The sequence below is a fragment of the Streptomyces sp. NPDC042201 genome, assembly GCF_055582185.1.
Genome location: NZ_JBVJDS010000004.1, coordinates 276,402 through 302,715, shown reverse-complemented (window position 1 = coordinate 302,715; position 26,314 = coordinate 276,402). Strand labels below are relative to the sequence as shown.

25 protein-coding genes are annotated in these 26,314 nt (G+C 70.3%); 12 read left to right on the top strand and 13 right to left on the bottom strand.

What is annotated here, in order from left to right; genetic code table 11:
* The first annotated feature begins 9 nt into the window (after positions 1-9).
* Positions 10-441, top strand: coding sequence for a VOC family protein (locus ACZ6MZ_RS11775; protein WP_384337128.1), 432 nt, complete (start codon positions 10-12; stop codon positions 439-441).
* Positions 442-526: 85 nt separating this feature from the next.
* Here the strand turns inward: ACZ6MZ_RS11775 and ACZ6MZ_RS11770 are convergent, their stop codons facing one another.
* Positions 527-775, bottom strand: coding sequence for a transposase (locus tag ACZ6MZ_RS11770; RefSeq protein WP_469351341.1), 249 nt, complete (start codon positions 773-775; stop codon positions 527-529).
* Between the two features lie 179 nt (positions 776-954).
* Between ACZ6MZ_RS11770 and ACZ6MZ_RS11765 the strand changes: the two genes are divergently transcribed.
* Positions 955-1,239: a hypothetical protein gene (locus tag ACZ6MZ_RS11765; protein WP_469351340.1), complete on the top strand. Its 285-nt coding sequence runs from the start codon at positions 955-957 to the stop codon at positions 1,237-1,239.
* Between the two features lie 165 nt (positions 1,240-1,404).
* Here ACZ6MZ_RS11765 and ACZ6MZ_RS11760 read toward each other — a convergent pair whose 3' ends face one another.
* The gene (locus ACZ6MZ_RS11760; protein ID WP_389790842.1) at positions 1,405-2,004 is read right to left on the bottom strand and encodes an MBL fold metallo-hydrolase; all 600 of its coding nucleotides are present in this window, start codon (positions 2,002-2,004) and stop codon (positions 1,405-1,407) included.
* Between the two features lie 147 nt (positions 2,005-2,151).
* Between ACZ6MZ_RS11760 and ACZ6MZ_RS11755 the strand changes: the two genes are divergently transcribed.
* The 5 genes from ACZ6MZ_RS11755 (at position 2,152) to ACZ6MZ_RS11735 (ending at position 8,599) form a co-directional block, all read left to right on the top strand.
* Positions 2,152-3,672 carry an alpha/beta fold hydrolase gene (locus tag ACZ6MZ_RS11755; protein ID WP_469351337.1) on the top strand — a complete coding sequence of 507 codons (1,521 nt, stop codon included), beginning with the start codon at positions 2,152-2,154 and terminating at the stop codon, positions 3,670-3,672.
* 93 nt (positions 3,673-3,765) lie between these two features.
* Positions 3,766-4,008 carry a DUF397 domain-containing protein gene (locus tag ACZ6MZ_RS11750; RefSeq protein WP_384190336.1) on the top strand — a complete coding sequence of 81 codons (243 nt, stop codon included), beginning with the start codon at positions 3,766-3,768 and terminating at the stop codon, positions 4,006-4,008.
* A 299-nt stretch (positions 4,009-4,307) separates the two neighbouring features.
* Entirely contained in the window at positions 4,308-4,808 is a 501-nt protein-coding gene (locus tag ACZ6MZ_RS11745; RefSeq protein ID WP_469351336.1) for a hypothetical protein, read from the top strand.
* A 226-nt stretch (positions 4,809-5,034) separates the two neighbouring features.
* Complete coding sequence (locus ACZ6MZ_RS11740) at positions 5,035-7,308, top strand: glycoside hydrolase family 95 protein (RefSeq protein ID WP_469351334.1); 2,274 nt, start codon at positions 5,035-5,037, stop codon at positions 7,306-7,308.
* A gap of 181 nt (positions 7,309-7,489) precedes the next feature.
* Entirely contained in the window at positions 7,490-8,599 is a 1,110-nt protein-coding gene (locus ACZ6MZ_RS11735; RefSeq protein ID WP_389790845.1) for a baeRF3 domain-containing protein, read from the top strand.
* A gap of 165 nt (positions 8,600-8,764) precedes the next feature.
* Here ACZ6MZ_RS11735 and ACZ6MZ_RS11730 read toward each other — a convergent pair whose 3' ends face one another.
* Positions 8,765-10,744, bottom strand: coding sequence for an N-acetylmuramoyl-L-alanine amidase (locus ACZ6MZ_RS11730; protein WP_469351331.1), 1,980 nt, complete (start codon positions 10,742-10,744; stop codon positions 8,765-8,767).
* Between the two features lie 330 nt (positions 10,745-11,074).
* The gene (locus ACZ6MZ_RS11725) at positions 11,075-12,202 is read right to left on the bottom strand and encodes an aminoglycoside phosphotransferase family protein (protein WP_389790847.1); all 1,128 of its coding nucleotides are present in this window, start codon (positions 12,200-12,202) and stop codon (positions 11,075-11,077) included.
* Positions 12,203-12,436: 234 nt separating this feature from the next.
* On the opposite strand from ACZ6MZ_RS11725, the gene ACZ6MZ_RS11720 reads away from it, so the two are divergent.
* A complete protein-coding gene (locus ACZ6MZ_RS11720) occupies positions 12,437-13,930 on the top strand; it encodes a DNA-binding protein NsdB (RefSeq protein WP_389790848.1) in 1,494 nt (497 codons plus the stop codon).
* Between the two features lie 65 nt (positions 13,931-13,995).
* Here the strand turns inward: ACZ6MZ_RS11720 and ACZ6MZ_RS11715 are convergent, their stop codons facing one another.
* The 8 genes from ACZ6MZ_RS11715 to ACZ6MZ_RS11680 form a co-directional block, all read right to left on the bottom strand.
* The gene (locus tag ACZ6MZ_RS11715) at positions 13,996-14,178 is read right to left on the bottom strand and encodes a hypothetical protein (protein WP_469351329.1); all 183 of its coding nucleotides are present in this window, start codon (positions 14,176-14,178) and stop codon (positions 13,996-13,998) included.
* A gap of 139 nt (positions 14,179-14,317) precedes the next feature.
* A complete protein-coding gene (locus tag ACZ6MZ_RS11710) occupies positions 14,318-14,827 on the bottom strand; it encodes an SRPBCC family protein (RefSeq protein ID WP_469351327.1) in 510 nt (169 codons plus the stop codon).
* A 128-nt stretch (positions 14,828-14,955) separates the two neighbouring features.
* Entirely contained in the window at positions 14,956-15,858 is a 903-nt protein-coding gene (locus tag ACZ6MZ_RS11705) for a MauE/DoxX family redox-associated membrane protein (RefSeq protein ID WP_469351325.1), read from the bottom strand.
* A gap of 1 nt (position 15,859) precedes the next feature.
* Positions 15,860-16,477, bottom strand: coding sequence for a cell wall protein (locus ACZ6MZ_RS11700; protein WP_469351323.1), 618 nt, complete (start codon positions 16,475-16,477; stop codon positions 15,860-15,862).
* 14 nt (positions 16,478-16,491) lie between these two features.
* Complete coding sequence (locus ACZ6MZ_RS11695; protein ID WP_384190310.1) at positions 16,492-16,695, bottom strand: RlpA-like double-psi beta-barrel domain-containing protein; 204 nt, start codon at positions 16,693-16,695, stop codon at positions 16,492-16,494.
* Between the two features lie 410 nt (positions 16,696-17,105).
* A complete protein-coding gene (locus ACZ6MZ_RS11690) occupies positions 17,106-17,717 on the bottom strand; it encodes a TetR/AcrR family transcriptional regulator (protein ID WP_469351320.1) in 612 nt (203 codons plus the stop codon).
* 8 nt (positions 17,718-17,725) lie between these two features.
* On the bottom strand, positions 17,726-18,088 hold the full coding sequence (locus tag ACZ6MZ_RS11685; RefSeq protein ID WP_384337148.1) for a DUF1304 domain-containing protein: 363 nt from the start codon (positions 18,086-18,088) through the stop codon (positions 17,726-17,728).
* A 101-nt stretch (positions 18,089-18,189) separates the two neighbouring features.
* On the bottom strand, positions 18,190-18,906 hold the full coding sequence (locus ACZ6MZ_RS11680; RefSeq protein ID WP_469351318.1) for a TetR/AcrR family transcriptional regulator: 717 nt from the start codon (positions 18,904-18,906) through the stop codon (positions 18,190-18,192).
* 161 nt (positions 18,907-19,067) lie between these two features.
* Between ACZ6MZ_RS11680 and ACZ6MZ_RS11675 the strand changes: the two genes are divergently transcribed.
* Positions 19,068-20,024 (top strand): NAD-dependent epimerase/dehydratase family protein, encoded by a 957-nt coding sequence (locus ACZ6MZ_RS11675; protein ID WP_469351316.1) that lies wholly within the window; start codon positions 19,068-19,070, stop codon positions 20,022-20,024.
* 144 nt (positions 20,025-20,168) lie between these two features.
* Here ACZ6MZ_RS11675 and ACZ6MZ_RS11670 read toward each other — a convergent pair whose 3' ends face one another.
* Positions 20,169-20,999, bottom strand: a complete 831-nt coding sequence (locus tag ACZ6MZ_RS11670) for an endonuclease I family protein (protein WP_469351314.1) — start codon at positions 20,997-20,999, stop codon at positions 20,169-20,171.
* A 374-nt stretch (positions 21,000-21,373) separates the two neighbouring features.
* Here ACZ6MZ_RS11670 and ACZ6MZ_RS11665 point away from each other — a divergent pair, with 374 nt between their 5' ends.
* The 3 genes from ACZ6MZ_RS11665 (at position 21,374) to ACZ6MZ_RS11655 (ending at position 26,309) form a co-directional block, all read left to right on the top strand.
* Positions 21,374-22,654: a ricin-type beta-trefoil lectin domain protein gene (locus ACZ6MZ_RS11665; RefSeq protein WP_469351312.1), complete on the top strand. Its 1,281-nt coding sequence runs from the start codon at positions 21,374-21,376 to the stop codon at positions 22,652-22,654.
* Positions 22,651-24,048: a ricin-type beta-trefoil lectin domain protein gene (locus ACZ6MZ_RS11660; protein ID WP_469351310.1), complete on the top strand. Its 1,398-nt coding sequence runs from the start codon at positions 22,651-22,653 to the stop codon at positions 24,046-24,048. Before ACZ6MZ_RS11665 ends, ACZ6MZ_RS11660 begins: the two co-directional genes overlap by 4 nt.
* A 98-nt stretch (positions 24,049-24,146) precedes the next feature.
* Positions 24,147-26,309 carry an RICIN domain-containing protein gene (locus ACZ6MZ_RS11655; RefSeq protein ID WP_469351778.1) on the top strand — a complete coding sequence of 721 codons (2,163 nt, stop codon included), beginning with the start codon at positions 24,147-24,149 and terminating at the stop codon, positions 26,307-26,309.
* Positions 26,310-26,314 lie beyond the last annotated feature (5 nt).

Here is a 26,314-nt window from a genome sequence, read left to right as displayed (position 1 = left end):
GAGTCAGACATGAAGCCGAATCGCTCCATTCCGGCGTCGACGGTTATCCCCGTCCTGATCTATCCCGATGTGCGCGAGGCGGTCGCCTGGCTTGGTGCAGCCTTCGGGTTCGCCGAGCGGGTGCGGATCGGCGAGGACCACCGCGCTCAGCTCAGTTTCGGCGATGGTGCCGTGATCGTCGGAGATGTACGACATGATCGCCGCCCGCCACGCCCCGGCGAGGTCACACACTCGGTGACGGTGCGTGTGGAAAACGTTGGCGCCCACTACGAGCGGTCCCGGGACCATGGCGCACGCATCATCATGGAACCGACCGACTTCGAGTACGGCGAACGGCAATACACCGCCGAGGACCTTGCGGGCCACCAGTGGACGTTCTCGGAGACGCTCGCGGATGTTGCCCCGGAGGAATGGGGCGGAACGTCCGTCGCGACCGATTGACGCATCCTTGGCGTCGCTGCGTGGCGATGTGGGTGGCGAGCCGCGTCTCCGCGGGTAGGCGCGGTTCGTGCGGGAGCCGTACGCCTTATCGGTGCAGACCTTGTCCGGCCGGGTGCGCGGTCGGACCAGGCCGGGGCGGGCACCCGGATGGCCTCCAGGAGCCCTTCGTGTCGGCCCCGGCCTGCAACTGCTCGAAGATCCGCTTCCAGGTGCCGTCGCGCTGCCGGCGCCGGAACAGGTCGTAGGCCCGGTCCCACGGCCCGTACCGTTCTGGTACGTCGCGCCACGGCGCACCGGTCCTGGTTCGCCACCGTATGCCGTCGACCAGTTGCATGCCGCGACCACATCGGCGGCCGGCCCGACTTCTTGCCCACCGGCAACAACGGCGGCTCAAGTCGTACGTGACTCGGGGAAATCATGCAGTACTGGCCGCACGGCTGCGCCGATAGTCTCTCCGGAACAGACCCGACGAACGGTGAGTAGCCAGTGATCCGAGACCTTCACAACGTCCGGTTGCAGCCTGCGGAAGGCGGCTCCACACCACTGACCGAGGAGGAAGAGCAGCGTGCGCGGGCGGTGTTGTTCAGTGATCTCGGCAACGTGATCGCCGAACGGGGCTGGGTCCGGTTCCCCGCGTACTCGCCGGAGGAGCGCCGCCGGCTGGTCGATGTCGCGCACCGTCTCAGCTCTCATTGGGGGCAACAGGTGTACGTCGAGGCCGAGGACCAGTGCGCCCTGAAGCTCTATCTCGCCGGGCACGGGCCGCAGTTGGCGAATCCGCCGTTGCCGCAGGCGTAGGGCGGGTCCACGCCGGTGGACGGCCCGGCTTGATGCCCTGCGGTAACCCATGCCCGGCCGGTGGTCGTTGCCGCATTGCGCACCACGTCGTTACTGGACGCAGAACTCGTTGCCTTCAGGGTCGGCCATGACGACAGAGCCGAAGGCGACGGCCGTTCTCGGTCGTCAGGCGGACGAGCCCGGCGGGAGCCAGCGGTAGCGGCCGCCGCACTCGTTGGTGAGCCAGCCGTTGAGGCTGCCGAGACCCCGCTCGTTGATCTGTCCGTCGTGGATGCCGTACGCCCGTTCCGGCTCGACGGCGCGCACGAAGTCGATGGCCTCGTCCGTCTTCAGCCATGACCCTTGCAGGGGGACGAGCAGAGTTTCCACCGGCCGGTCGGGAAGGTGCAGCGAGTCCCCGGGGTGGTAGAGGCTGTCCTCGACGAGGTAGCCCAGGTTGGCGCAGTCCGGGAGGCCGCCGTAGATGCGCGCGTGCCGTCCGCCTTGGGCGGTCACCCGGACGCCGGCCGCGGTGAACTCCTCACCGGCGGCGACGCCGATGAAGTCCAGGCCCGGGATCCGCGCCGCCTCGGGTGCGTAGACGGGCACGCTCAGGTCCTTCAGCCGCGACAGGTCGACGTGGTCGTTGTGCTCGTGGGTCACCAGGACCGCATCCGCGCCGGCGAGTGCCTCGGGCTCGCTCCAGACACCGGGATCGATGACCAGTGTGCCGCCGCCGTCGTGTTCCAACCGGACACAGGAGTGGGCGTACTTGGTAATCCGCACCCGCGTGAGCTTAGCCGGAAGCCACGGCCGGGCCGACGCCGCGAGCGGCAGTCTCCGGGAGCAGCCCGGCCTCGTGCCTGGCCTCGTCTGTTCATCCGGTGCGGAAAGCCGTTGCCGTGATCGTCGGCGGGCTGTGAGGATCGCGCCATGCCCACGTTCAGCGCGCACGACGGAACGGAACTGGCCTATCGCCTCCTTGGGGAGGGCGAGCCCCTGGTGTGTCTGCCGGGCGGGCCGATGGCGTCGGCGGCGTATCTCGGCGACCTGGGCGGACTCTCCGCCCACCGGCAGCTGGTGCTGCTCGATCCGCGGGGGACGGGCGGCTCCGCGGTGCCGGACGACCCGTCGACGTACCGATGCGACCGCCAGGTCGACGATGTGGAGGCACTGCGCTCCCACCTCGGCCTGGACCGCTTCGACCTCCTCGGGCACTCGGCGTCCGGGAATCTCGCCACCCTCTACGCGGCCCGTTATCCGCGGCGGCTGAGGTCTCTCATCCTGGTGACCCCGGGGATGAGGGCGGTCGGGATCGAGGTGACCGAGCAGGACCGGCGCGAGGCCGTGGACCTGCGCGTCGGCGAGCCCTGGTACGCGGCGGGCCTGGCCGCCTTCGAGGAGGTCGTACGAGGCCGGGCGACGCCCGAGGCGTGGGACAGCCTGGCGCCCCTCGGCTACGGACGCTGGGACGACGCGGCCAGGGCCCACGCCGCGTCCACCGACGAGCAGCGGAACGGGGAGGCGGCGGCTGCCTTCTACGGAGACGGGGCGTTCGACCCGGACACGACGCGGGCGGCGCTCGCCGCGGTGGACGCGCCGGTGCTGGTGCTCGCCGGGGAACTGGACGCCGGGCCGCGGCCTGAGCGGGCCCGTCAGCTCGCGGAGCTGTTCCCGTACGGCTCGTTCGCCGTACAGCCCGGCGCGGCGCACTACCCGTGGCTGGACGGCGCGGGGGCCTTCGTCCGTACGGTCGCGGCCTTTCTGGACCCCGGCGTACACAGCGTGGCGGTGAACGGCGTCCGGCTCGCTCATCGCGTCTGGGGCGCCGAGGACGCGGAGCCGGTGGTGCTCGTCCACGGGCGCTGCGGCAGCGGCCGGGACTGGACCGAGATCGCCGAGCGGCTCGCGGGCAGACGCCGGGTCATCGCCGTGGATCTCAGCGGTCACGGGCTGAGTGACTGGCCGGGCGACTACTCCCTGCCGGGGTACCGCGACGAACTGCGCGGCTTTCTGGCGGCCCTCGGTCTGGCGGGCGTGGATGTTATCGCGCACTCCATGGGCGGGTTCGCGGCGTATCTGCTGGCGCAGGAGTCACCGGAGCTGTTCCGCAGGCTCGTCCTTGAGGAGAGCCCGCCGCTCTTTCCGCTGGACCCGCCCCGGCCGCCGGCCGAGTGGCCCGGGGGCGAGCCGGGTTACGACTGGGCTCTCGTACCCTCCATCGACGCCCAGCTCAATGAGCCCGACCCGCGGTGGCGGGAGCGCTTCGACCGCGTCACGGTGCCCACGCTGGTCATCGCGGGCGGCGCCGACAGCCATATCGCCCAGGAGAAGTTCGCGTGGATGGCGGACCGGATCCCGGACTGCCGGCTGGTCACGATCGAGGCCGGCCATCTGGTGCACAGCACGCGGCCGGCGGAATTCCTGGCGGCGCTGGAGGAGTTCGGAATCTGATGTGGTGGGGGCCGTGCCCTTCCTCCGCGGCCTGTCCGGGACCGGCGGCGCTCGCTAGTCTGACCCCGGACGACGCAGCGGGAGGAGCAGGACGTGGCCGAGAGCACCACCACCCACCAGCCGCTTTCAGGCTGGGACAAGCCGGATCTCGATCTGAGCAACGCGGACTGGCAGTCGGGCAGCACAGGAACGGGCGACGTCCAGATCGCCTTCGTCGAGGGCTTCATCGCCATGCGCAACAGCGGCCGGCCGGAGAGCCCGTCGCTGATCTTCAGCCCGGCCGAGTGGCGGGCCTTCGTGATCAACGCGCGTGACGGGGAGTTCGACCTCACCTGACGGGCGGGGAGGCCGGCGGCAGGGGGCCGGACCCTGCCGGTGACTCAGGTGTCCGGACCCCGCCGATGACCTGGGTCCTGTCCGGCGAAGGGCTCGATATGGCGCGGAGGGGGCGGCGGGCTCCGGCATGGCCCCAACGCCCGGGAGGGCGTGTCACACCCGCCCCGTTCGTACCACCCGCACCACCCGCACCACCCGTCACGACGTGCCGAAACCGGCCCGCGCGGCCCCGCCCGCACCCGCTTGAGAGACGGTCCACCCGGCTCCGGAGGAGCGGCGCGAACACGTACCATGGTGGGATGTCCTTCCTCCGCCGCCGCAGCGCCGCCACTCCCGCCGGCCCGGACTTCGATGTCCTGGCCATGGACCCGGGTGACTGGCCCGGAAACCTGGGCGCCGGTCTGCTGCCCGCGCCCGACGGCAGCTGCCAGGGTGTCTTCCTCCGGTACGACCTGTTCGGCGGCCGTGGCCCCGCGATGATCATCGGCAATCTGCCGGAGGGCTCCCCGGCCCGTGATCTCGAGGACGGACAGATCCCGTTCGAGGTGGCGCAGCTGCTGCTGGCGCTGGAGAACGAAGAGCCTGTCGAGGTCGTCGCTGTCGAGGACATCCCGGTGATGCAGGGGGACAATCTGCTGATCGTCCACCGTCTGAAGCTCTCCGAAAGCCGCATCTCCTGCGTGCAGTTCGACCGCAGCGACAATGTCCTGGTCACCATCGCCAGCTGGGACCGGCCGATCACCGATGATCTCTACGCGCTGCTGAAGCCGCTGCCCGCGGAACTGTTCCGGCAGGGCTGACCGGCGGGGCCGGCCGGGAGCTGACCGGCGGGGCCGGTCCGGCCGACTGAACCACGGGCCGAGGGTCGGGGGCCGAGCACGGCCGCCCGGCGAATTTGTCATGTCCCTTGCCAATTCAGTCATCGGACTTTTAACGTGGCTGGCCATGACTCCTGGGATGAGCCGCAGAACCACAATCAAGTCCGCACTCGGGGTAACAGGCGCCCTGGCGCTGGGTATTCCGGTCATGTCCGGAACCGCCGCCGCTGCCGACCCCTCCGATGAATTGACTCTCTGGTACGAAACACCCGCAGCCGACTGGGAACGCGAGTCGCTCCCCATCGGCAGCGGTGCGCTCGGCGCGAGCGTCTTCGGAACGCTCGCCACCGAGCGGCTCACCTTCAACGAGAAGAGCCTGTGGACCGGCGGTCCCGGCTCCCGGGGCGGCTACGACCACGGCGACTGGACCCAGCCCCGGCCCGGTGTCCTCGCCTCCGTCCAGCAGCGCCTCGACTCCGAGGGGAAGCTCACCCCGGAGGCCGTCGCCGCCGAGCTCGGCCAGCCGAAGCGCGGCTTCGGCGCCTATCAGGTCTTCGGCGATCTGGAGCTGGCCGTTCCCGGCACGCCCACCGGCCCCGACGGCTCGTACCGGCGTTCCCTCGACATCGGGTCCGCCGTCGCCGGCGTCGCGTACAGCCACCAGGGCGTCGCGTACACCAGGGAGTTCTTCGCCTCCTACCCGGGCAACGTCATCGCGGGACGGTTCGCCGCCGACCAGCCGGGAAAGATCGGCTTCACCCTGCGCTACACCTCACCGCGCGACGACTTCAGCGCCACGGCGAGCGGCGACCGGCTCACCGTGAAGGGCGCGCTCCAGGACAACGGGCTGCGGTTCGAGGCCCAGATCCGGGTGCGCACCGACGGCGGCAGCGTCAGCGCGGGGGCGGACGGCACGCTCACCGTCAGCGGCGCCGACCGGGCCTGGTTCGTCCTTGCCGCGGGCACCGACTACGCCGACACCTATCCGGACTACCGGGGCGACGACCCGCACGCGGCCGTCACCGGCGCGGTCGACGCGGCCGCCGCCCGCTCGTACGACGATCTCCGCGCCGACCATGTGAGCGACTACCGCGCCCTTTTCGACCGGGTCTCGCTCGACATCGGCCAGCAGCTCCCCGATCTGCCCACCAGCCGGCTGCTGACCCAGTACACCGGCGGGACGAGCGCCGCCGACCGGGCGCTCGAAGCGCTCTTCTTCCAGTACGGGCGCTATCTGCTGATCGCCTCCTCACGCGCCGGCTCGCTGCCCGCGAACCTCCAGGGCGTGTGGAACAACGTCACAGAACCGCCCTGGTCGGCGGACTACCACGTCAACATCAACCTGCAGATGAACTACTGGCTCGCCGAGGTCACCAACCTCGCCGAGACCACGGCCCCCTACGACCGCTACATCGAGTCGATGCGCGCACCCGGCCGCCGTACCGCACAGGAGATCTTCGGCTCGGACGGCTGGGTCGTGAACAACGAGACCAATCCGTACGGGTTCACCGGCCTGCACAACTGGGCGACGTCGTTCTGGTTCCCCGAGGCCGCCGCCTGGCTCACCCAGCAGATGTACGACCACTACCGCTTCAACGGGTCCACCGACTATCTGCGCTCCACCGCCTACCCGGTGATGAAGGAGGCCGCGGAGTTCTGGCTCGGCTTCCTGCGGACCGACCCGCGCGACGGGAAGCTCGTCGTCACCCCCAGCTACTCGCCGGAGCACGGTGACTTCACCGTCGGCGCCGCGATGTCCCAGCAGATCGTCCACGATCTGTTCACCAATACGCTGGAGGCCGCGCAGACCCTGGGGGACGACCCCGCTTTCCGTACCCGCCTGGAGGACACCCTCGGCAACCTCGACCCAGGGCTGCGTATCGGCTCCTGGGGCCAGCTGATGGAGTGGAAGACCGACGTCGACAGCCAGACGGACGACCATCGCCATGTCTCGCACCTCTTCGGGCTCCACCCGGGCCGGCAGATCGAAGCGGGCAGCGAGTGGGCGGAGGCCGCCAAGGTCTCACTGACCGCGCGCGGCGACGGCGGCACCGGGTGGAGCAAGGCGTGGAAGATCAACTTCTGGGCACGGCTGCGTGACGGCGACCACGCCCACAAGATGCTCTCCGAGCAGCTCAAGAGCTCGACCCTGCCGAACCTCTGGGACACGCATCCGCCGTTCCAGATCGACGGCAATTTCGGCGCCACGTCGGGCGTCGCGGAGATGCTGGTGCAGAGCCAGCACGGACCGGTCGAGGTGCTGCCCGCACTGCCCGCCTCCTGGCCCGACGGCCAGGTGACCGGGCTCCGGGCGCGCGGCGGCGTCACGCTCGATCTCGTCTGGTTGGCCGGCCGGGCGAGCCGGATCACCCTCCGCGCGAGCCGTACGACGGACCTGACCCTGCGCAGCACCCTGTTCCCGGGGGGCGAGCACACGTTCAGGGCGAGCGCCGGACAGACCTACGTCTTCCCCGGCGCCTGAGAAACGCCCTATGACAGGTGGCCCCGCCCGTGCCGGGCGGGGCCACCTGCCGTGCCCGCCTCGAAGATCGCGCGCCCCTCCTGCGGAACCCGGCGGCATCCCGCAAAATGGATCCACGACTGGGGGCCCGCATGCCGGCCGTCCGACCCGCTGCCGGACCTTCATCGAGCGAAGGGACAGCATGGACAGCAACGCTCTGACGCCCGACGTCCTGCGGGAGCTGCGCGCGCCGCGCCCGTATCCGGCTGTATCCCTGACGATGCCCACACATCGGCGTGAGCCACGCAGCGAACAGGACGGGGTACGGCTGCGCAACCTGCTCGCGGAAGCCGGCCACAGGCTGGACGCCGAACCGCAGCTGGACAAGCGGGCGCGCGCCGCGGTCAAGGAGCAGCTCGGCCGGGCCGTCGCCGAGGTCGACCTGCTCCACAAGCTCGACGGGCTGCTGATCCTCGCCGACGCGCAGGAGCACCGGATCTGGTATCTGCCGCGCGAGGTGCCCGAGCGCGTCGTCCTGAGCGACACGTATCTCACCCGGAATCTGGTGGCCGCCACCGCGCAGTCCCGGCCGTACTGGGCACTGGCGGTCGCCGCCGACCGCGCCCAGCTGTGGAGCGGCTCCGGCGAGTCCCTGCACGGGCACCGCGGGGACGGCTTCCCCATGACCCCGCCCGAGGAGAGCTGGGACGTCGAGCGTGAGGAACGGATCGGCGACACGCCGAGCACCTTCACCGACGAGGAGACGCGCCGGTTCCTGCGGTCCGTCGACACCGCCATGGGCAAGGTCCTGTCGTGCCGGCCCCGGCCGCTCCACCTGGTCGGCCTCGCGCCCGCCCTCGCCCTGCTGGAGGAGGTGGGCAACGCCAGCCACACGGCCGTCGGCCGGCTCGTCAAGGGCGGTCTGGCGGACGGGCCGGCCCCCGTGCTGCTGAAGGAACTGCGGCCCGTGATCGAGGAGTACGCGCGCCGCGAGAAGGACGAGGTGCTGACCCGTCTGGACGAGGCGAAGGGCCGGCGCACCTTCGCCGCGGGACTCGACGAGGTGTGGGAGTCGGTGCGCGAGAAGCGGGCGGATCTGGTCGCGCTCGAAGACCACTTCCAGCGTACGGCCCGGGTCAGCGACGGCCATCTGGTCCCCGTCGACGACCCGCCCGTGGCCGGCCCCGACGTCCGCGACGACATCGTCGACGAACTGGTGGAAGCGGCTCTGGACAGCGGCGCCGAGGTGGTGTTCCTCCCGGACGACACCCTCGCGGGGCACGACCGGATCGCCGCCGTACTGCGCTACTGACGCACCGCGCACTCTGACGCACCGCGCCCACCGGCACAGGCAGCGGCCGGGCGCCACCGGCCCCGGAGCGTGTGGCGAAAGTCCCGCTATGTTCGCAACACGCCCCGGGCCCGTGACGCCCGGCCTCCTGGCTCCTAGCTCCTGCGGTCAGCGGCGCGTCGGCAGTCAGCGGCGGGTCGGCCGCACCTCCACATCGGCCGCCTTCACATAGCCGATCCGGTGGCCGAACTGGATCTCGTAGTACATCTCCTTGCCCCGCACCACCTGGTGTCCCGTGGTGTCGAAGGTCGGGGCGAAGTAGTACTCGCCCGGCGCGAGGTCACCCACCACATACCGCTGGCCCGCGAGGACCTTGTACGGCAGCGCGGAGACCGTCTGCACCGGAACGCCCGCGGGATACGCCGACGCCTCCGGGTAGGCACGCCCGTACACCGGCACCTCCGCGACCCCCGCCTTCGGCGTCAGCACCGACGCCTTGGCGCCCACCGCCGTCGGCTGCGTACGCGGGTTGTGGAACCACGCCTTCTGACCGAGGTACCAGATCGCCGTCCAGTCGCCCTCGCGCCCGGCGACCGCGTACTGCTGGCCGGTGGAGGCACGGGCCCCCAGGTCATTGACGTCGATCGTGGAGTCCTGGCCGCCGGGGCGCAGCCCGATGTCCTTCACCAGCGGCGCGTTCTCGTCCGGCGCGGTGCGCAGCCGTACGGCGCCCGAGCCGTGCGGGGCACAGGCCTCCCCGGCCTTCTCACACCCGGTGTACGGCGGCTTGTGGGCCGCGAAGTCGGGCCGGATCGTCACCGCTTCCGCGTTCGCGCCCGCCGTCGGGACGAACGGCTTGCCCAGCAGCTGGAAGTAGTGCGCCCAGTCCCAGTACGGGCCCGGGTCCGTGTGCATCCCCGGGATCGTCGCGGTCGTCGTGCCCGGCACATTGTCGTGACCGATGATGTGCTGCCGGTCCAGCGGGACGTCGTACTTCCGCGACAGGTACTTCACCAGCCGCGAGGACGTGCGGTACATCGCTTCCGTGTACCAGGCGTCCGGCGAGACGAGGAAGCCCTCGTGCTCCAGACCCACCGACTTGGCGTTGATGTACCAGTTGCCGGCGTGCCAGGCGACATCCTTGGCCGGCACATGCTGGGCGATGTGCCCGTCGGAGGAGCGCAGCGTGTAGTTCCACGACACATAGGTCGGGTCCTGCACCATCGTGAGGGTGGTGTTCCAGGAGCCCTCGGTGTCATGGATGACGATGTAGTCGATCGACTGGGACGTCGGCCGCTCCGCCTTGTCGTGGTTGCCGTAGTCGCCGTCGCCGAACTCCGCGTACGCCGCCGGGATCCACTCGCAGGCGACCGAGCTCGGGCACTCGGTCTCTCCCGCCCTGGCCTTGCGCAGCCCGAGCTGGGCGGCCTGGGAGGTGTTCGGCGAGATCTGCGGGGCCGCGTGCAGCGCCACCTGCTGGCCGCTGTCCGTGGTACGCCGCTGGCCGTCCTTGATCACCGCGTACACATCATTGGCATAGGTGGCGGCGGTCGCGGAGTCGTCAGCCCCGGAGAACCGGGCGACCGCTCCGTACCATTCGGCCGGATCACTGCTCAGCGGCTCACCCAGCTCCCGCTGGGCCGCGGCCAGCAGCGCCGCGCCGCCCCGCACATTGGCGGCGGAGCTCTCGCGCAGTTCCTTGGCGGACAGCCCGGTCAGCTTGGCGGCGCGGTCCAGGGTGCGCAGCCGCGCGGGGAGTTCCGACGTCTTGGGCAGCACGGCCTCGGTGACCGTCTTCACCTTGCGGGAGGTGTCGCCGCGCGGGTCCTCCGTGCCTTCCGAGTGGTGCGGTGCCTCGGCGAGCGCCGTCCTGGCGTCGGTCAGATGCATCGGGCCGTAGCCGCCGGTGACGCTGGGCGCCCCGCTGTGCGTGTCCCAGCGGGACTGGAGATACGAGACGCCGAGCAGCACACTCTGCGGCACGTGGTACCGCGCGGCCGCCGCGGCGAACTCACCCTGAAGTGTGCCGGACCGGGGCTGTTCCGCGGTGGCGGAGGGACCGGCCGAGACCAGTGGCAGCAGCAGGGCGGCGGACGCCACGACGCCTCCTGCTCTCAGCGCGCGCCCGCGGCGGGTTCTCGGGCGTGGGGGGACGGAACCTTGCAATGCAGCCTCCAGTGACGGGTGGTGCGCGAAGGGCCTGCGGAGGGCCGAGTCGACTACAGGGGTATCGGCTTCCGCACGATCCGTCAATCATGCGCCACAGCAAGGATTTCGCACGTCAGCACGGGTTCGCGGAGTTTCGCGGCGGTGGGGCCCCGGCCTGCGGCGCGTCAGTGGAGTGAACCAATGAAGGTATACGGTCCGTCGCTCGACGGGCGCGGAGGCCGCCCCGGCGGCGGGGGGCGCCGGCCTCGCGAACGCGCCGTGCGCCCCGTGTGTCGGCACGGAGCCCACAGCGCTGTCTTCCCCCGGACAGCCTCTGGGCCGGCCGGGTCAGCGCGTGCCGACCGCGGCCCGCACGGCGCGCCGTGCCATGGCGCAGTCGTCGTGCAGGCGCCGCAGCAGCAGCCGCTGTTCCTCGCCCGCCGACAGACCGCTCTGCCGGGGCGGGGACTGGGCCGGGGGCGAGCCCGCACCGGGGGAGGGCTCACGCATCGCGCGCTGCACCGCCGTCTCGTACATCCGGATCTCCCTGGTCAGGACGAGCATCAGATTGACCAGGAACGCGTCCCGCTCCGCCGGCCCGTTGGCCTGGGCGAGCTGGCTGATCCGCCGCCGCGCCGCCGGCGCGTACCCGAGCACCGCCCACAGCGTCGCCAGGTCGTACCCGGGCAGATACCAGCCCGCGTGCTCCCAGTCGACGAGCACCGGGCCGGCCGGGGACAGCAGTATGTTGGAGAGCAGGGCGTCGCCGTGGCAGAACTGGCCCATCCCCTGCCGGCTGCCCGCGAGACCGTGCAGCAGCTTCTGCAGATCATCCAGATCGCGGTCGGTGAACAGGCCCAGCTCGTGATAGCGGGCGATCCGCGGCCCGTAGTCGAGCGGCGCGTCGAACAGTCCGGCCGGCGGCCGCCAGGTGTTGAGCCTGACGATGGCGCCGAGCGCGGCCCGCAGATCGGCGCGCGGCGGAGCCTCCACCGGATGGCGGGTCAGCGCCGCCGCACGGCCCGTCATCCGCTCGACCACCAGCGCGCAGTTGTCGGGGTCCGCGGCGATGAGCCGGGGCACCCGCACCGGCGGGCGGTGCCGGACGAAGGAGCGATAGGCAGCTATTTCGTGGCGGAACCGCTCCGTCCATACGGGGGAGTGGTCGAGCAGACACTTGGCGACCGCGGTGGTGCGCCCGGTGGATCCGACGAGCAGGACGGAGCGCCCGCTGCGGCGAAGCACCTGCACCGGATTGAACTCCGGACAGATCCGGTGCACGGCGGTGATCGCCATCCGTAGCTGCGCGCCCTGAGGGCCGGACAAGTCGATCCTCCCGCTGAGCGGTTGGGTGACTGTCCCCGCCCTGAACCGGGTCCGGCCGGCGTGCGCGGGGTCGAGATACGGTCCGCTGCCGGGCGCGACCGTACGCTGCGTCCGGGGCGGGGCGGACACGGAGGACGATGCTGTGTACATGGGCGATACAGATCCCTTCGTGTGCCGATGAGTTACGTGCGCCGTCCCGTCCCGGCGACTGGTCCGCACCCTGGGGAGTACGTCCGGTCGCCGGGACGGGGTGGCGCGTTCCTACCCGACACCGGCGAGCGGGTGGCACACCATCTGGCGCACCCTGGCGAAACCCTGGCGAATAGTCGCTCAGCATCTGACAGGGGGTTAGTGTCAACCCAGCCGAGAACCTGGGGGCTTGACGTGAGCGGAGAACCCAACACCCGTCTGTCGGATCTGTTCGGCCTGGCCGGCTGGTCCAAGGGCGAACTCGCACGGCTGGTGAACCGGCAGGCGGCGGCCATGGGCCACCCGCAGCTGGCCACCGACACCTCGCGGGTGAGGCGCTGGATCGACATGGGGGAGACCCCGCGCGATCCCGTGCCGAGAGTGCTGGCAACCCTGTTCACCGAGCGGCTCGGTCGTGTCGTGACCATCGAGGACCTCGGGTTCGTCAGGAACGGGCGCGCGGGAAAACGACAGGACGCCGGGAAGGCCGACAACCCCGACGCCCTACCGTGGGCGCCCGACCGGACGGCAGCGGTCCTCACCGAATTCACGGGAATGGACCTCATGCTCAACCGCCGCGGCTTGGTGGGCGCGGGTGCCGCGCTCACCGCAGGTTCCACACTCAGCAGCGCCATGCATGACTGGCTGCACTCCGACCCCGCACTCTCGTCCGACGCCCCCCGGCTGGACGATCCCCTGCCCGCAGAACCCGCCGGGTTCGACCGTTACGAGGCCGCCCCCATCGGGTCGCAGGAGATCGAGGCGCTGGAGCATTCCGTCGAGGTGTTCCGCGCCTGGGACGCCGCCCGTGGCGGCGGACTCCAGCGCAAGGCCGTGGTGGGCCAGCTCAATGAAGTGGGCGGCATGCTCGCCTACCGTCACCCCGACCATCTCCAGCGCCGCCTGTGGGGCGTCGCCGCCAACCTCGCCGTACTCGCCGGCTGGATGTCCCACGACGTCGGCCTCGAACCCACCGCCCAGAAGTACTTCGTCATCGCCACCCATGCGGCGCGCGAGGGCGGCGACCGTCCCCGTGCGGGCGAAGCCCTGTCCAGGGCCGCCCGGCAGATGATCCATCTGGGCCGGCCCGACGAGGCACTCGATCTGATGAAGCTGGCCAACTCGGGATCGGGCGCGGAAGCCCTGCCCCGTACCCGCGCCATGCTGCGCACGATCGAGGCCTGGGCCCAGGCGTCCATGGGACGGGGGCAGGCCATGCGCCGGACCCTGGGCGAGGCGGAGGAGCTCTTCGTCTCCGACAAGGGGGACTCCCCGTCGCCCTGCTGGATGCAGATGTTCGACGAGGCCGATCTCCACGGCATGGAGGCGCTGGCCTTCCGTACCCTCGCCGAATACGAACCCTCGGCGGCGAACATCGCGCAGCGCCATGCCAAACAGGCACTGGAGCTGCGGATCGGCGGCCGGCAGCGATCCAAGATCTTCGACTACATCTCGCTGGCGTCCGCCTGCTTCATCGCGGACGACCCGGAGCAGGCCGACGGCTATGCCCGGCTCGCGCTGGTGTCGATGGGGGAGACCTCCTCGCACCGCACCTGGGACCGGCTGCGGGAGATGTACCGGCTCACCGGCCAGTACGCGCACTACCCGAAGATCGAGAATCTGCGCGAGGAGATCGAGCTGTCCCTGCCGAAGAATCGCGCCAAGAGGGCGAGGAACGCGGCTATTTAGGGCATCCCGTGCCGCTTCCGGCACCGTTTGCCGCGTCGAGGTTCACTCGCCGATTCTGGCGGACATCACAGAGGCGGCGTCCGCGCGCCCGTCATCGCCAGGAGCCGGGCCCGCTCCGGGCCGGTGGTGTCACCGTCGCGCCCCGTCCCGTCGCGGAACAGCAGCGGGGCGGGGTGTCCGGGAGTCACGCAGCGCAGATTCCACGCGGCGTTGCCGGCCCGGCCGCGGTTGAGCTGCGCGGTTCGCATGAGGGACCGTAATGACTGTGGCACAGGCGTACGGGGCTCGTACAGGATTCGGCGATACTCGATCCGGTGGTGCTTCTGGCATATGCCGCAGGCCGTAAGAATCCCGGGTGCCCCCACCGGCAGCGGGTGTTCCCGGCCGTCAGTGCGACGTCGGCGGCTCTTCCATCGCGCGCTTGAGATTGCGCAGCGTGGTCCGGATGTTCCGGGTCTGGAAGGCGGCGAAGGTGTGGCCCCGGGTGGCGATCCGGTCGAACGCGTTCGCCACGGCGTCCGGCCACGAGCGCCGGTCGTCCGTCCAGGTCTCGGTGACACGGGTGCCCCCGGGCACGGGCTCGAACCGGTACTCCCAGGTGGCGATGGGGCCCCGCAGCCGTGGCGTCCGCATGCCTATCGCATGGACCCGGAAGGCGAACCGTTCCCCGGGATCGGCGGCGGTCACCGTGCACCGCGTGGTCCAGCGCGCGGGACCACGTTTGTTGTGGCCGTCGAAGACCGTCCCGACCGTCGCCTCCCGCTCGTCGTGGACAGTCGCTCCGAGATTCTCCGGACTCCACCGGCCCATCAGGGAGGGCCTGCTGACCTGTCCGTAGTCGGTGGAGGCGTCCGTCGCGATGACGATGGAGTCGGAAACGGTGAACGTGCGAGGCATGGAATCTCCGATCGTGTGCCGACGACAGTAGCGGCCTCGCGCGCGGGCGGCACGGACGTCGGCGGGGTCTGCCCGCTTCCCGTCCGTGCCGCGCCGTGGCACCCCCGTTCATGACCGCCGGACCGCTCTTAGCCTGCCAGCGGCAGGAGCTTCCGCGAGGGCACCGCCTTCAGCAGTTCCGCTCCCACCGGCTCCCCGCTGTCCGCGTCGAGGAAGCTGACGCGGACGAGGGGGTCGCCGGGGGTGTCGCGGCTGGACGTGGCGTCGAGTGCGAACACCACGGAGACCGGCCGGGCGCCCTCCTGTGTCCCGTACACGCCCGAGAACAGGAGAAAGCGCCAGCCGCCCTCCTCCCAGTGATCCAGCAGAGCCGACCGGACGACGGGTGAAGCGGCCTGCCAGGCAAGGGAGTTCTCCAGCAGTTCGACGCTCGCCGCGACCGGTACCCGGTCCTCTGTCGCGGTGCCGAAGAGCGGATGCCCGAAGACGCGCAGCCTCGCCCGGCGCAGCGGCAGCAGCCACCACCGGTCGAGATCGGCCGAGAGTGCGATCAGGACGACCGCGGCCGTGGCCAGGAATCCGAGCGAGCCGGCGGGCCGCTCGGAGACCGTGGACCACCAGGTGCCGTTCGCCGCGGCCGCCGTCACCCCGCTCACCAGCACCATCGCGGCACGCGCGAACGCGCGCCAGGTGATCGGTGTGTCCTCGTTCGCCGAGCAGCCGCAGGAGGACTCCGGCGCGAGCGCCCGCCCGTAGCCGAGATAGCCGAGAAATCCCATGCCGAGGACGGCGGCGGCCGCCCCCGGCACCGGGTTCGTCGGTACGGCCAGCAGCCCCGCGGCGATGAGCAGCTCTCCGGCGCCGACGCCGCGCAGCACCAGCGCTGCTCGCTCGCTGCTGCTCAGCATGCGGGCCAGCGCCGTCTTCGGCGCCTGCAGAGCGGTGCCCCGGCTGAAGAGCTTGACCGCGCCGGTCCACCCCAGCAGACCCGCGAGGACCAGCGGGGCGAGGCTTGTCGTCAGGGAGAGCATCTCAGTGCCCGACCGAGATACGGACGACGTCCACGGAGTTGTCGGCCGGCCGCCAGGCCCCGAGGACCTGGGCGCTCTGCCCGATGCGCAACTGGGACAGGTCGGACGTGAGCGCGCGGCCCGCGTAGGAGGCGTTCGTGGTGTCCGGGACGATGCGGCCGACGAGTTCGTGCTGACCGTGGGCGAGGTGCAGCCGGTCCTTCCCGATGCCACGGATCCGGGCGTCGAGGTTCACGATGTTCACCCACACCGCGTCGGCGGCGACGGTGCCGTCGGGCATCGGTACGCCGCGGGCGTAGAGCCCGTCGCCGATCTCGATCTCCGCGGCCGTGGTGGCACGGACCTTCCACACACTGGTGGCGTTGGTCATCTGGACGCGGGAGCGGTCGCCGTAGGAGCCGGCGACCTCCAGAACGCTGCCGGTGATGCCCGTGATCCGGCCCTCCACGAAGGAGGACTTCGCGATGGCGGGGTCGAGTGACGGCTCGGCGGCGAAGGCGGCGTCGGCGTCGATGCCGCCGAGCGCGGTCGCGCCGATGATGGTGGCGCCGCTGAGGGCGGCGGTGGTGAGGAAGCGCCGGCGGCCGAGGTCGCGGCTGTTGTCCTGGCGAGAGGTCATGACCGGATCACTCCTCACTCGTAGATGTAGACCGGCAGCTTGCCGGAGCTGAGGTTGCCGAGGACCGAGAAGGCGGCCGGGGTCAGGTCCAGGACGCGGTTGGTGCGGCACGCGCCGTTGCAGCACGCGGCCTCCCCGCACCACTCCTTGGTGCGCGGTCCGCAGTCGGTGATCGTGATGCACACCGTCGCACCGGAACACTGGTGCTTGACGTTCATCACGGCACCGCAGCCTCTTCGGGGGATGTTCTCGCCGCACAGGTCGGGCCGGGTGATGTCCCAGCAGGCCTGTGACGCGTTGGGCCAGGCGCCGTGGTTGGCGCTGGACCGGCAGTTGCCGCAGGCGCCGCCTCCGGCGCTGCCGCACGGACCCCACGAGGATCCGCAACAGAACCAACTCGTTTCACCAGCCCACAGGCTGGTCGATCCGCAAGCCATCGTGTCGCCTCCATTTGACGAGAGCATGACAAAAATGCGCGAAGGTCGTGCGCCGAAACAGCCCAATGATGAGGGTGTCTACGCGCGTTGGCTAGAGGGCCCGGAAGTCGGGGGTGGGACGATCTCGCTGATGCGGAAGGAAAACGGCTCCGGCCGTTCCTGCCCGTCGGCCCGCCGCGATGTCCGGCGCCCTACTCCGTGGGCAGGCGGTGGAGCGCCACCAGCAGCCGCCAGATCCGCACCGCGATTCCATCCGGGGTGTCCTCGATCAGACCGTGCAGCCAGTCCGCCAGCACCCCCGTGAAGGTGGCGGCCACCGCCGAGGCGATCAGCTCCGGGGCGGGCGCCCCGGCCAGGGCGCGCTCGGCGCGGCTGCGCTCGCGCAGTTCGCGGTGGAGCAGTTCGCCCAGTGGGCCGCCGCCCCCCGGTCGCAGCAGCGACCGGTAGAGCGCGGCGTGCGGGGTCAGGCCGGTGAAGAACGAGCCGAGCGCGGGCGGCGGTACGCGCGGATCGGGGACGCCCCGCCACGCGTGCAGGGCGTCCACCGCGTCCCGTACCACCTCCGCACAGGCGTCGACGGCCAGCGCCCGCAGATCGGTGTAGTGCAGATAGAACGTGGCCCGGCCCATCCCCGCGCGGCGCACCAGCTCGGCCACACCGACCTCTTCGAGCGGCCGCTCCGCGCAGGTGTCGAGGAGCGCCTGCCGCAGTCTGGCCCGGGTCCTGGCCGTACGGGGATCGCCCGCGGGTCCGCCGCCCCCGCCGGGTGTGTCCGCCGGCGCGCCGTTCAATTCGCCGCTCATCCCGTCGCTCATCCCGCCGCCAGGACGGCGGCCAGGGTGATCGCGCCCGGCAGCGCCTGGACGAGCAGGATGCGCCGGTTCGCGGTGACCCCGCCGTACACCCCGGCGACGACCACGCAGATCAGGAAGAATATCTGGACGCGGTACCCCGTCGGGTCGGCGGCGATCAGGCCCCAGAACAGACCGGCGGCCAGGAAGCCGTTGTAGAGACCCTGGTTGGCCGCGAGGGGCGCGGTCGCGCGGGCCATGTCGGCGTCGAATCCGGAGAGCCCGCGACCGGGCTTCCGCTCCCACAGGAACATCTCCAGCACCATCACGTAGACGTGGAACACGGCCACCAGGCCGACCAGGATATTCGCGGCTGTCTGCATGATCGGATCTCCTACGCTCGCTCAACTGGACAGGTGTCCATGAAGTATAGACACCTGTCCAGAAGATGGAAGCCCGCAGCCGGGCACCCCACGGACAGGGCCTACGGCAGCCGGAAGGCGTCGGCCAGCGCGTCGAGTTGGGCCGTCAGCAGCGTCCCGGCCCGATGTCCCATCCCCGCGTACTGGCCGGACACCTCCAGGCTGACCGCGCCGTGCAGCTGGGTCCAGGTCAGGACGGCTCCGGCGAGCGCCGTGCCGGAGCCCGGGTCCTGCGCCCCCAGCCCGGTGTGTTCCCCGAGCCAGTCGGCGACCGCCCCGTCCCGGCGTACCCACGCGTCCATCTCGGCGACGACCGGGCGTACGGCATCGGTGGGCGAGGCCCCGGCGAACACCCGCAGGAGCGGCCCCAGGGCGGCCCGCGCCCGCAGCAGGGTGTCCGGGGGAGCGGCGTATCCCGGGACGGGTGTGCCCTGGATCAGCTGGTAGCGGTGCGGCTCGGCCACGGCCCAGTCGCGGTACGCGCCGGCGAGGACATGCAGCGCGGCGCGGGCGTCCTCGCGCGGCGCGCTGTCCGCGGCGTGCTCGATGGCCAGGGCCACCTCGTCGTACGCGTCCCTGATCAGGGCGCTGAGCAGATCGTCACGGCCGGCGAAGTACCGGTAGAGGGCGGGGCCCGAGAGGCCCATGTCCTTGGCGATGCGGGTCAGCGCCACCGACTGCACACCCCCCTCGGCGAGCTGCTGGAGCGCGGCCGCCTTGATCTCCGCGCGGGTCTGCTCGCGGTAGCGCGCCCGGGGGGTCTGAGCCTGGCCGGCCATGGCGTCCTCCTGTGTCCGTGACGGTGTCTAACGGATGTTACAGGTCATAGTTCAGCCACTTGCAATGCACCGTAGCAAGAGTTACGGTCCATAACAGAAGCGAGGGTGTGTCAGCCCACCAGGGTTTGCGCGCCACTCCGTCCGATCGAGAGGGAATCGCCATGTCTGCCGCCGAAAACAACCTCCATGTCGTGCTGGGCGCCGGCCCCGCCGGCACCACACTCGCCGCCGAGCTCGCCCGCCGCGGTCACGCCGTACGGCTGGTGGATCGCGCGGGGTCGGGCGACGCCCCGGAAGGCGTCCAGCGGTTCGCGGCCGATGTGAGCACGCCGGAAGGGGCACTGGCCGCCGTGGCGGGCGCCGCCGTCGTGTACCACTGCGTGAATGTCGGCTATCACCTCCAGGTCGAGGTGATGCCCCGGATCCAGCGGGCGGTGCTGGCCGCGGTGGAGAACACCGGCGCGCGCCTGGTCGTCCTGGACTCCCTGTACCCGTACGGCGAGACGCGGGGCGACGTGATGACGGAGGACACCCCCTGGCGGGCGACGACCCGCAAGGGCCGGATGCGGGCACGGCTCGACGAGGTCTATCTCGCGGCGCACCGCGAGGGGCGGGCCCGGGTCGTCCTCGGCCGCTCTGCCGACTTCGTCGGTCCCGGAGTGCTCAACTCGACGCTGGGCGGGGCGGTCTTCCCGGCCGCTCTGACCGGCGGCGAGGTCCTTGGTCTCGGTGATGTCGACCTGCCGCACAGCTATACGAACATCGGCGATGTGGCGGCCGGGCTGGCCACGCTCGGTGAGCGCCCGGAGGGCGACGGGCGGGTCTGGCATCTGCCCACCGCGCCCGCGGTCACCACCCGCGAGATCCACACGATGATCCAGGAGCGGGTGGGCGGTCCCTTCACGACGGTCGTGCTCGCCGAGGCCCGCCCCTTCGGGCCGTTCGACGACGTCTTCATGAATGAGTACGCGGAGATGTTCTACCAGCACACCGAGCCGCAGATCGTGGACTCGTCGGCTTTCGAGCGGACCTTCGGCGTACGGCCCACCCCGCTGTCCGTGACTCTGGACTCCACGCTCGACTGGTACCGCGGCCTGCTCGCCCTCCCACGGGGCTGACGCGGCGTGCCGGGGCAAGCCGAAGCCCCCAGGAGAAGCGCGTCCTGGGGGCTCGGGCCAGCATTTCCCCGGTGGGGGCGCTTGGAGTTAACCCGGCACAGTCTGGCACCGGGGATGATCAGGTACGGGCGTGCCGCGCCGCGCTCACCAGATGGACTCGACCCATTCGGGGTGGTCGATGAACGGGTTGCGGTTGTGCTGGTACTGGTCGAATATGACCTGGTTGCGGCGCTGCTCGAAGGAGTCCGGCGGGTCTTCGTCGTTCCACTGCTTCAGCACGGACAGTTTCCCCATGGCGGGGCTGGAGCCGTTGTTGACCCTCTCGTTGGGCTCGAGGTTGGCCCAGGAGTCGTCGCCCTCGTACCGCACGGCCATGTAGAGGATCATCCGGGCGACATCGCCCTTCACCGCGTCGCGCGGCTCGAAGGAGTCGGAGTCGGTGTAGTTGCCGGGCGCCCCGGAGACCGAGCTCCCGCCGTTGTCGAAGTCCTTGTTCCCCCGGATGGAGTTCACCTGGACGTCTTCCGGCCGCAGGTGGTGGATGTCGGTGCCCGGGCCGGCCGAGGTGCCGAAGTTGCCGTGGGACTGGGCCCAGACGTGCTCACGGTTCCACTGGCCCACGTTGCCGCCGTTGCTCGACTTCGACTGGGACCTGCCGGTGTACAGCAGGATCACGTTCGACGAGTTCGCGGGGTCCTGGTCCGTGACCTTCAGCGCATTCCAGACCTGGTCGTAGCTGATCTTCGACTGGGTCTTGATGATCGTGTGCAGGCTCGCCTTGAGCTGCGGTCCGGTCTTGCCGAGGGCGGCCTGGTAGTACGTGTCGTCCAGAGCGGCCGTGGCCGAGGCCGAAGCCGTGGGGGCGGCCGCGGACGGGGTGACGGCCGGTGCGGCGGCCGCGGTGGTGGCGAGCACCGCGGTGGCCGCGCAGACGGTCAACAACGTGCGTCGGGTGAGACGTTGGCGACGGGCCATGTGAGGGCTGTCCTCTCCGGGGGACCATCTCGGCGCGCGGTCACGGGGTGGGGACGGGCGCTGTCGTGGTCGTGAGGTAACGGTTCAGCGGGAGCCTTCCACAGGACCCGTGGAGCTTGTGTGAACATCAGGCGTCAGTCATGTGCAGGTCAAGTCAAGGCGGAGATCGGTGGCCGGTCGCCCGGTTGCGGAGGGTCTGCGTTCATATGGATGAGCGGCGGACACAAATCTGCCCAACTTTGGTCCATACCAGCTTCTTGACGGCCCCTTGGACCCTTACTTAAATCAAGTATTGAATTAAGCGCCTGAGATGGTCCCCCTGGATGTCTCGGCGTGCAATGTCATGCGCATGACCCCCCATGTGAAGTGATGTGATGACTGTGCGAACCCCCCTGGGGCGCCGACTGGCCCTGTCCGCTCTCGCTCTCCTGTGCTGTTCCGGTGTGCTGGCAGCCGTGCCGGCAGGAGCCGCCGCCGCGCCTGAGCCGCGTACGAAAGCGGCCGCCGCGGCCGCCGCGGTGACGTTCACCGACGACTTCAACGGTCCCGCGGGATCGGGTGTCGACGGCGGCAAGTGGCAGATCGAGACCGGCGACAACGTCAACAACCACGAGCGGCAGTACTACACCGCCGGCAACAACAACGCCGCGCTCGACGGCCAGGGCAACCTGGTCATCACCGCGCGCAAGGACAACCCCGGCAACTACCAGTGCTGGTACGGGCGGTGCGAGTACACCTCGGCGCGGCTGAACACCTCCGGCAAGTTCACCTCGACGTACGGACGGGTCGAGTCGCGGATGAAGATCCCGCGCGGCCAGGGCATCTGGCCCGCGTTCTGGATGCTCGGCAGCGACATCGGCAACGTCGGCTGGCCCAACAGCGGTGAGATCGACATCATGGAGAACGTCGGCTTCGAGCCCGGCACCGTCCATGGCACCCTGCACGGCCCCGGCTACTCCGGCTCGGGCGGCATCGGCGCCGGCTACACCCTGCCGGGCGGACAGGCGTTCGCCGACGCGTTCCACACCTTCGCGATCGACTGGTCGCCCAACTCCATCAAATGGAGCGTCGACGGCAACGTCTACCAGACCCGGACGCCCGCCGACCTCGGCGGCCGTCAGTGGGTCTTCAACAAGCCGTTCTTCATCATCCTGAACCTCGCGGTCGGCGGCTACTGGCCCGGCGACCCGAACGGCAGCACCCCCTTCCCGTCCCAGCTCGTCGTCGACTACGTGCGCGTCAGCACGAACGACGGTGGATCGGGCGGATCGGGCGGCATGATCACAGGTCTGGGCGGCAAGTGCGTGGACGTGGCGGCGGCCAGTTCGGCCAATGGCACTCCGGTGCAGCTGTACGACTGCAACGGCTCCGCCGCCCAGCAGTGGAGCGTCGCCGCCGACGGCTCGCTCCGTGCGCTCGGCAAGTGCCTCGACGTCAAGGACAACAGCACCGCGGACGGCGCGCAGCTCCAGATCTGGGACTGCAACGGGAGCGCCAATCAGCGCTGGGCCCTCCCGGACGCCCGTGACGTCGTGAACATCCAGGCCAACAAGTGCATGGACGCGACCGGCAACAGCTCCGCCAATGGCACCCGTCTGCAGATCTGGACCTGCACGGGAGCCGGCAACCAGAAGTGGACGGTGAACCGCTCATGACCTCCGTACGCAGACCCTGGAAGCGCCTCAGATCCCTCGCCCTGCTGGCCGCGCTGCCCCTCGCGCTCGGCGCCTCCCTCCTCACCACGCCCACCCCCGCCACCGCGGCGGTCGCCGCGGTCGGCACGATCACGGGCCTGGGCGGCAAGTGCGTGGATGTGGCGGCGGCCAGTTCGGCCAATGGCACTGCGGTGCAGCTGTACGACTGCAACGGCTCCGCCGCCCAGCAGTGGGACGTCGCTTCCGACGGCTCGATCCGCGCGCTCGGCAAGTGTCTCGACGTCAAGGACAACAGCACCGCGAACGGCGCCCAGCTCCAGATCTGGGACTGCACCGGCAGTGCCAACCAGCGCTGGAGCGTCTCGGCGGCGCGGGACATCGTGAACACGCAGGCCAACAAGTGCGTGGACGTGACCGGTAACAGCTCCGCGAACGGCACCCGTCTGCAGATCTGGACCTGCACGGGAGCGGCCAACCAGAAGTGGACCGCGCCCTCGGGCGGCGGCGGCAACCCCGGGCCCAGCGGACCCATGGCCGTCGCGCCGTACCTCTACAACGGCTGGGGCAGCCCGCCGAACCCGACCACGGTCATGAACGCGACCGGCGTCAAGTGGTTCACGCTGGCCTTCGTGCTCAGCAACGGCTACTGCAACCCCCAGTGGGACGGTGGACGGCCGCTGACCGGTGGTGTGGACCAGCAGACCATCAACACCGTGCGCGGCGCGGGCGGCGATGTCATCCCGTCCTTCGGCGGCTGGAGCGGCAACAAGCTGGAGAGCTCCTGCTCCAGCGCGGGTGAGCTGGCCGCGGCGTACCAGAAGGTCATCAACGCGTACGGCCTCAAGGCGATCGACATCGACATCGAGGCCGCGGCGTACGACAGCCCCACCGTCCAGCAGCGGACCGTGGACGCCCTGAAGACCATCAAGGCCAACAACCCCGGCATCAAGGTGTACGTCACCTTCGGCACCGGCCAGAACGGCCCGGACACCAGTCTGATCAATCGCGCGGCCTCCGCCGGCCTGACCGTCGACAGCTGGACGATCATGCCCTTCAACTTCGGCGGCGCCGGGCAGAACATGGGCACCCTCACCACCCGTGCCACCGAGGGTCTGAAGACCGCGGTCAAGAACGCGTACGGGTACAGCGACGACCAGACGTACCGCAGCATCGGCATCTCGTCGATGAACGGCATCACCGACAACAACGAGACGGTGACCGTCGCGGACTTCCGCACCATCCTCGCCTACGCCCAGCAGCACCACCTCGCCCGGCTGACCTTCTGGTCGGTCAACCGCGACCGGCCCTGCACCGGCGGTGGAGCCGACACCTGCTCCGGCGTGAGCCAGCAGGCGTGGGACTTCACCCGCGTCTTCGCCCAGTACACCGGCTGACCGGGCGAGGAGACACCGTGAACACACTCTCGTACGGCGGCGGAACCCTTCGCCGCCGCCGCTACCGGCGCCTGTCGCCGGTCACGCTCGGGCTGACCGTGCTGGCCCTGGTCCTGTCGCTGGTCTCTCTCGACCAGCGGGAGGCCGCGGCGGGTACGGCCGCCGCCGCGGCCCTGCCCACCGGGTGGGTCACCGTCACCAACAAGGCGAGCGGCAAGTGCGTGGACGCCCGCGCCGCCGCGACCGGCAACGGCACCGCGGTGCAGCAGTACGCCTGCAACGCCAGCCTCGCCCAGAACTGGAGCCTCACCGCGACCAGCGGCGGCTATGTCAGGTCCGGCAACCGCAACGCCGATAGCCAGGTCTGGGACGTCAAGGACGTCTCGGTCGCCGATGCCGCCGCGATCCAGCTCTGGACGTACAGCAACGGCAACAACCAGCAGTGGCTGCCGGTGGCGGAGGCCGACGGCGCGTACCACTTCGTCAACCGGAACAGCGGCAAGTGCCTCGATGTGCCGAGCGCCTCGACCGCCGACAGCGTCCAGCTCCAGCAGTACACCTGCAACGGCTCCACCGCCCAGTCCTTCCGGGTGGAAGCCGCGGACCCGGCGCCGCCCGCGGGCACGCCGGATCTTGGCCCCAATGTCGTCGTCTTCGATCCCTCGATGCCGGCCGCCTCGATCCAGAGCCGGGTGGACGCCACCTTCCGGCAGCAGGAGACCAACCAGTTCGGCACCCAGCGGACGGCCTTCCTGTTCAAGCCCGGTACGTACGACGCCAATGTGAATGTCGGCTTCTACACCCAGGTCGCCGGCCTCGGGCTCTCCCCGGACGACGTCAACATCCGGGGCGCCGTCCATGTCGAGGCCGACTGGTTCCCGCCGCAGAACGCCACCCAGAACTTCTGGCGCAGCGCCGAGAACCTGTCCGTCACTCCCACCACGGGCACCGACCGGTGGGCGGTCTCGCAGGCCGCCCCGTACCGCCGGATGCATGTCCGCGGCGATCTCGCGCTGGACGACGGCGGCTGGGCCAGCGGCGGATTCATGGCCGACACGAAGGTGGACGGTCAGGTCAGGTCCGGCAGCCAGCAGCAGTGGCTGTCGCGCAACACCGAATGGTCGAGCTGGAACGGGTCGAACTGGAACATGGTGTTCGTCGGAGCGCAGAACGCGCCCGCGAACAGCTTCCCCAGCCCGCCCTACACCACGGTCGACCAGACCCCGCAGATACGGGAGAAGCCCTTCCTGTACGTCGACGCGGCCGGCGCCTACAAGGTGTTCGTCCCCGCGCTGCGTAACAACTCCAAGGGAACGACCTGGTCGGCCGGTGCTCCGGCGGGTACGTCGATCCCGCTGGACCAGTTCTACATCGCCAAGCCCGGCGCGACGGCCGCGGACATGAACGCCGCACTGGCACAGGGCAAGAACCTGCTCGTCACGCCCGGTGTCTACCACCTCAACCAGACCCTGAAGGTCACTCGGTCCGACGCCGTCGTCCTCGGGCTCGGCCTCGCCACACTCATCCCGGACAACGGCATCACCGCGATGTCGGTCGCCGATGTGGACGGAGTGAAGGTGGCGGGTCTGCTCATCGACGCGGGCCCGGTGAACTCCCAGCGGCTGATGGAGGTGGGCCCCGACGGCTCGAACCAGAGCCACGCGGCCAACCCGACCTCGCTGCACGATGTGTTCTTCCGCATCGGCGGCGCGGGCGTAGGCAAGGCGACCACCAGCCTGGTGGTGAACAGCCGCAATGTGATCGGTGACCATATGTGGATCTGGCGCGCCGACCACGGCAGCGGGGTCGGCTGGACCACCAACACGGCGGACACCGGTCTGGTCGTGAACGGCGCCGATGTCACGATGTACGGCCTGTTCGTCGAGCACTACCAGAAGCATCAGACGATCTGGAACGGCAACGGCGGCAAGACGTACTTCTACCAGAACGAGATGCCGTACGACCCGCCCAACCAGGCGGCCTGGATGAACGGAAGCACTCAGGGATACGCCGCCTACAAGGTGGCCGATTCCGTGACCAGTCACCAGGCGTTCGGACTCGGCAGCTACTGCTTCTTCAACGTCAACAGCAGTGTGACGGCGGAGCGCGCGTTCGAGGTGCCCAACAATCCCAATGTCCGGTTCCGCAACATGGTGTCGGTGTCCCTGGGCGGCACGGGGACCATCCGGCATGTCATCAACGACAGGGGAGGTCCGTCGAACTCGGCCACGAACGTGGCCAATCTCGTCAGCTACCCCTGACGGAT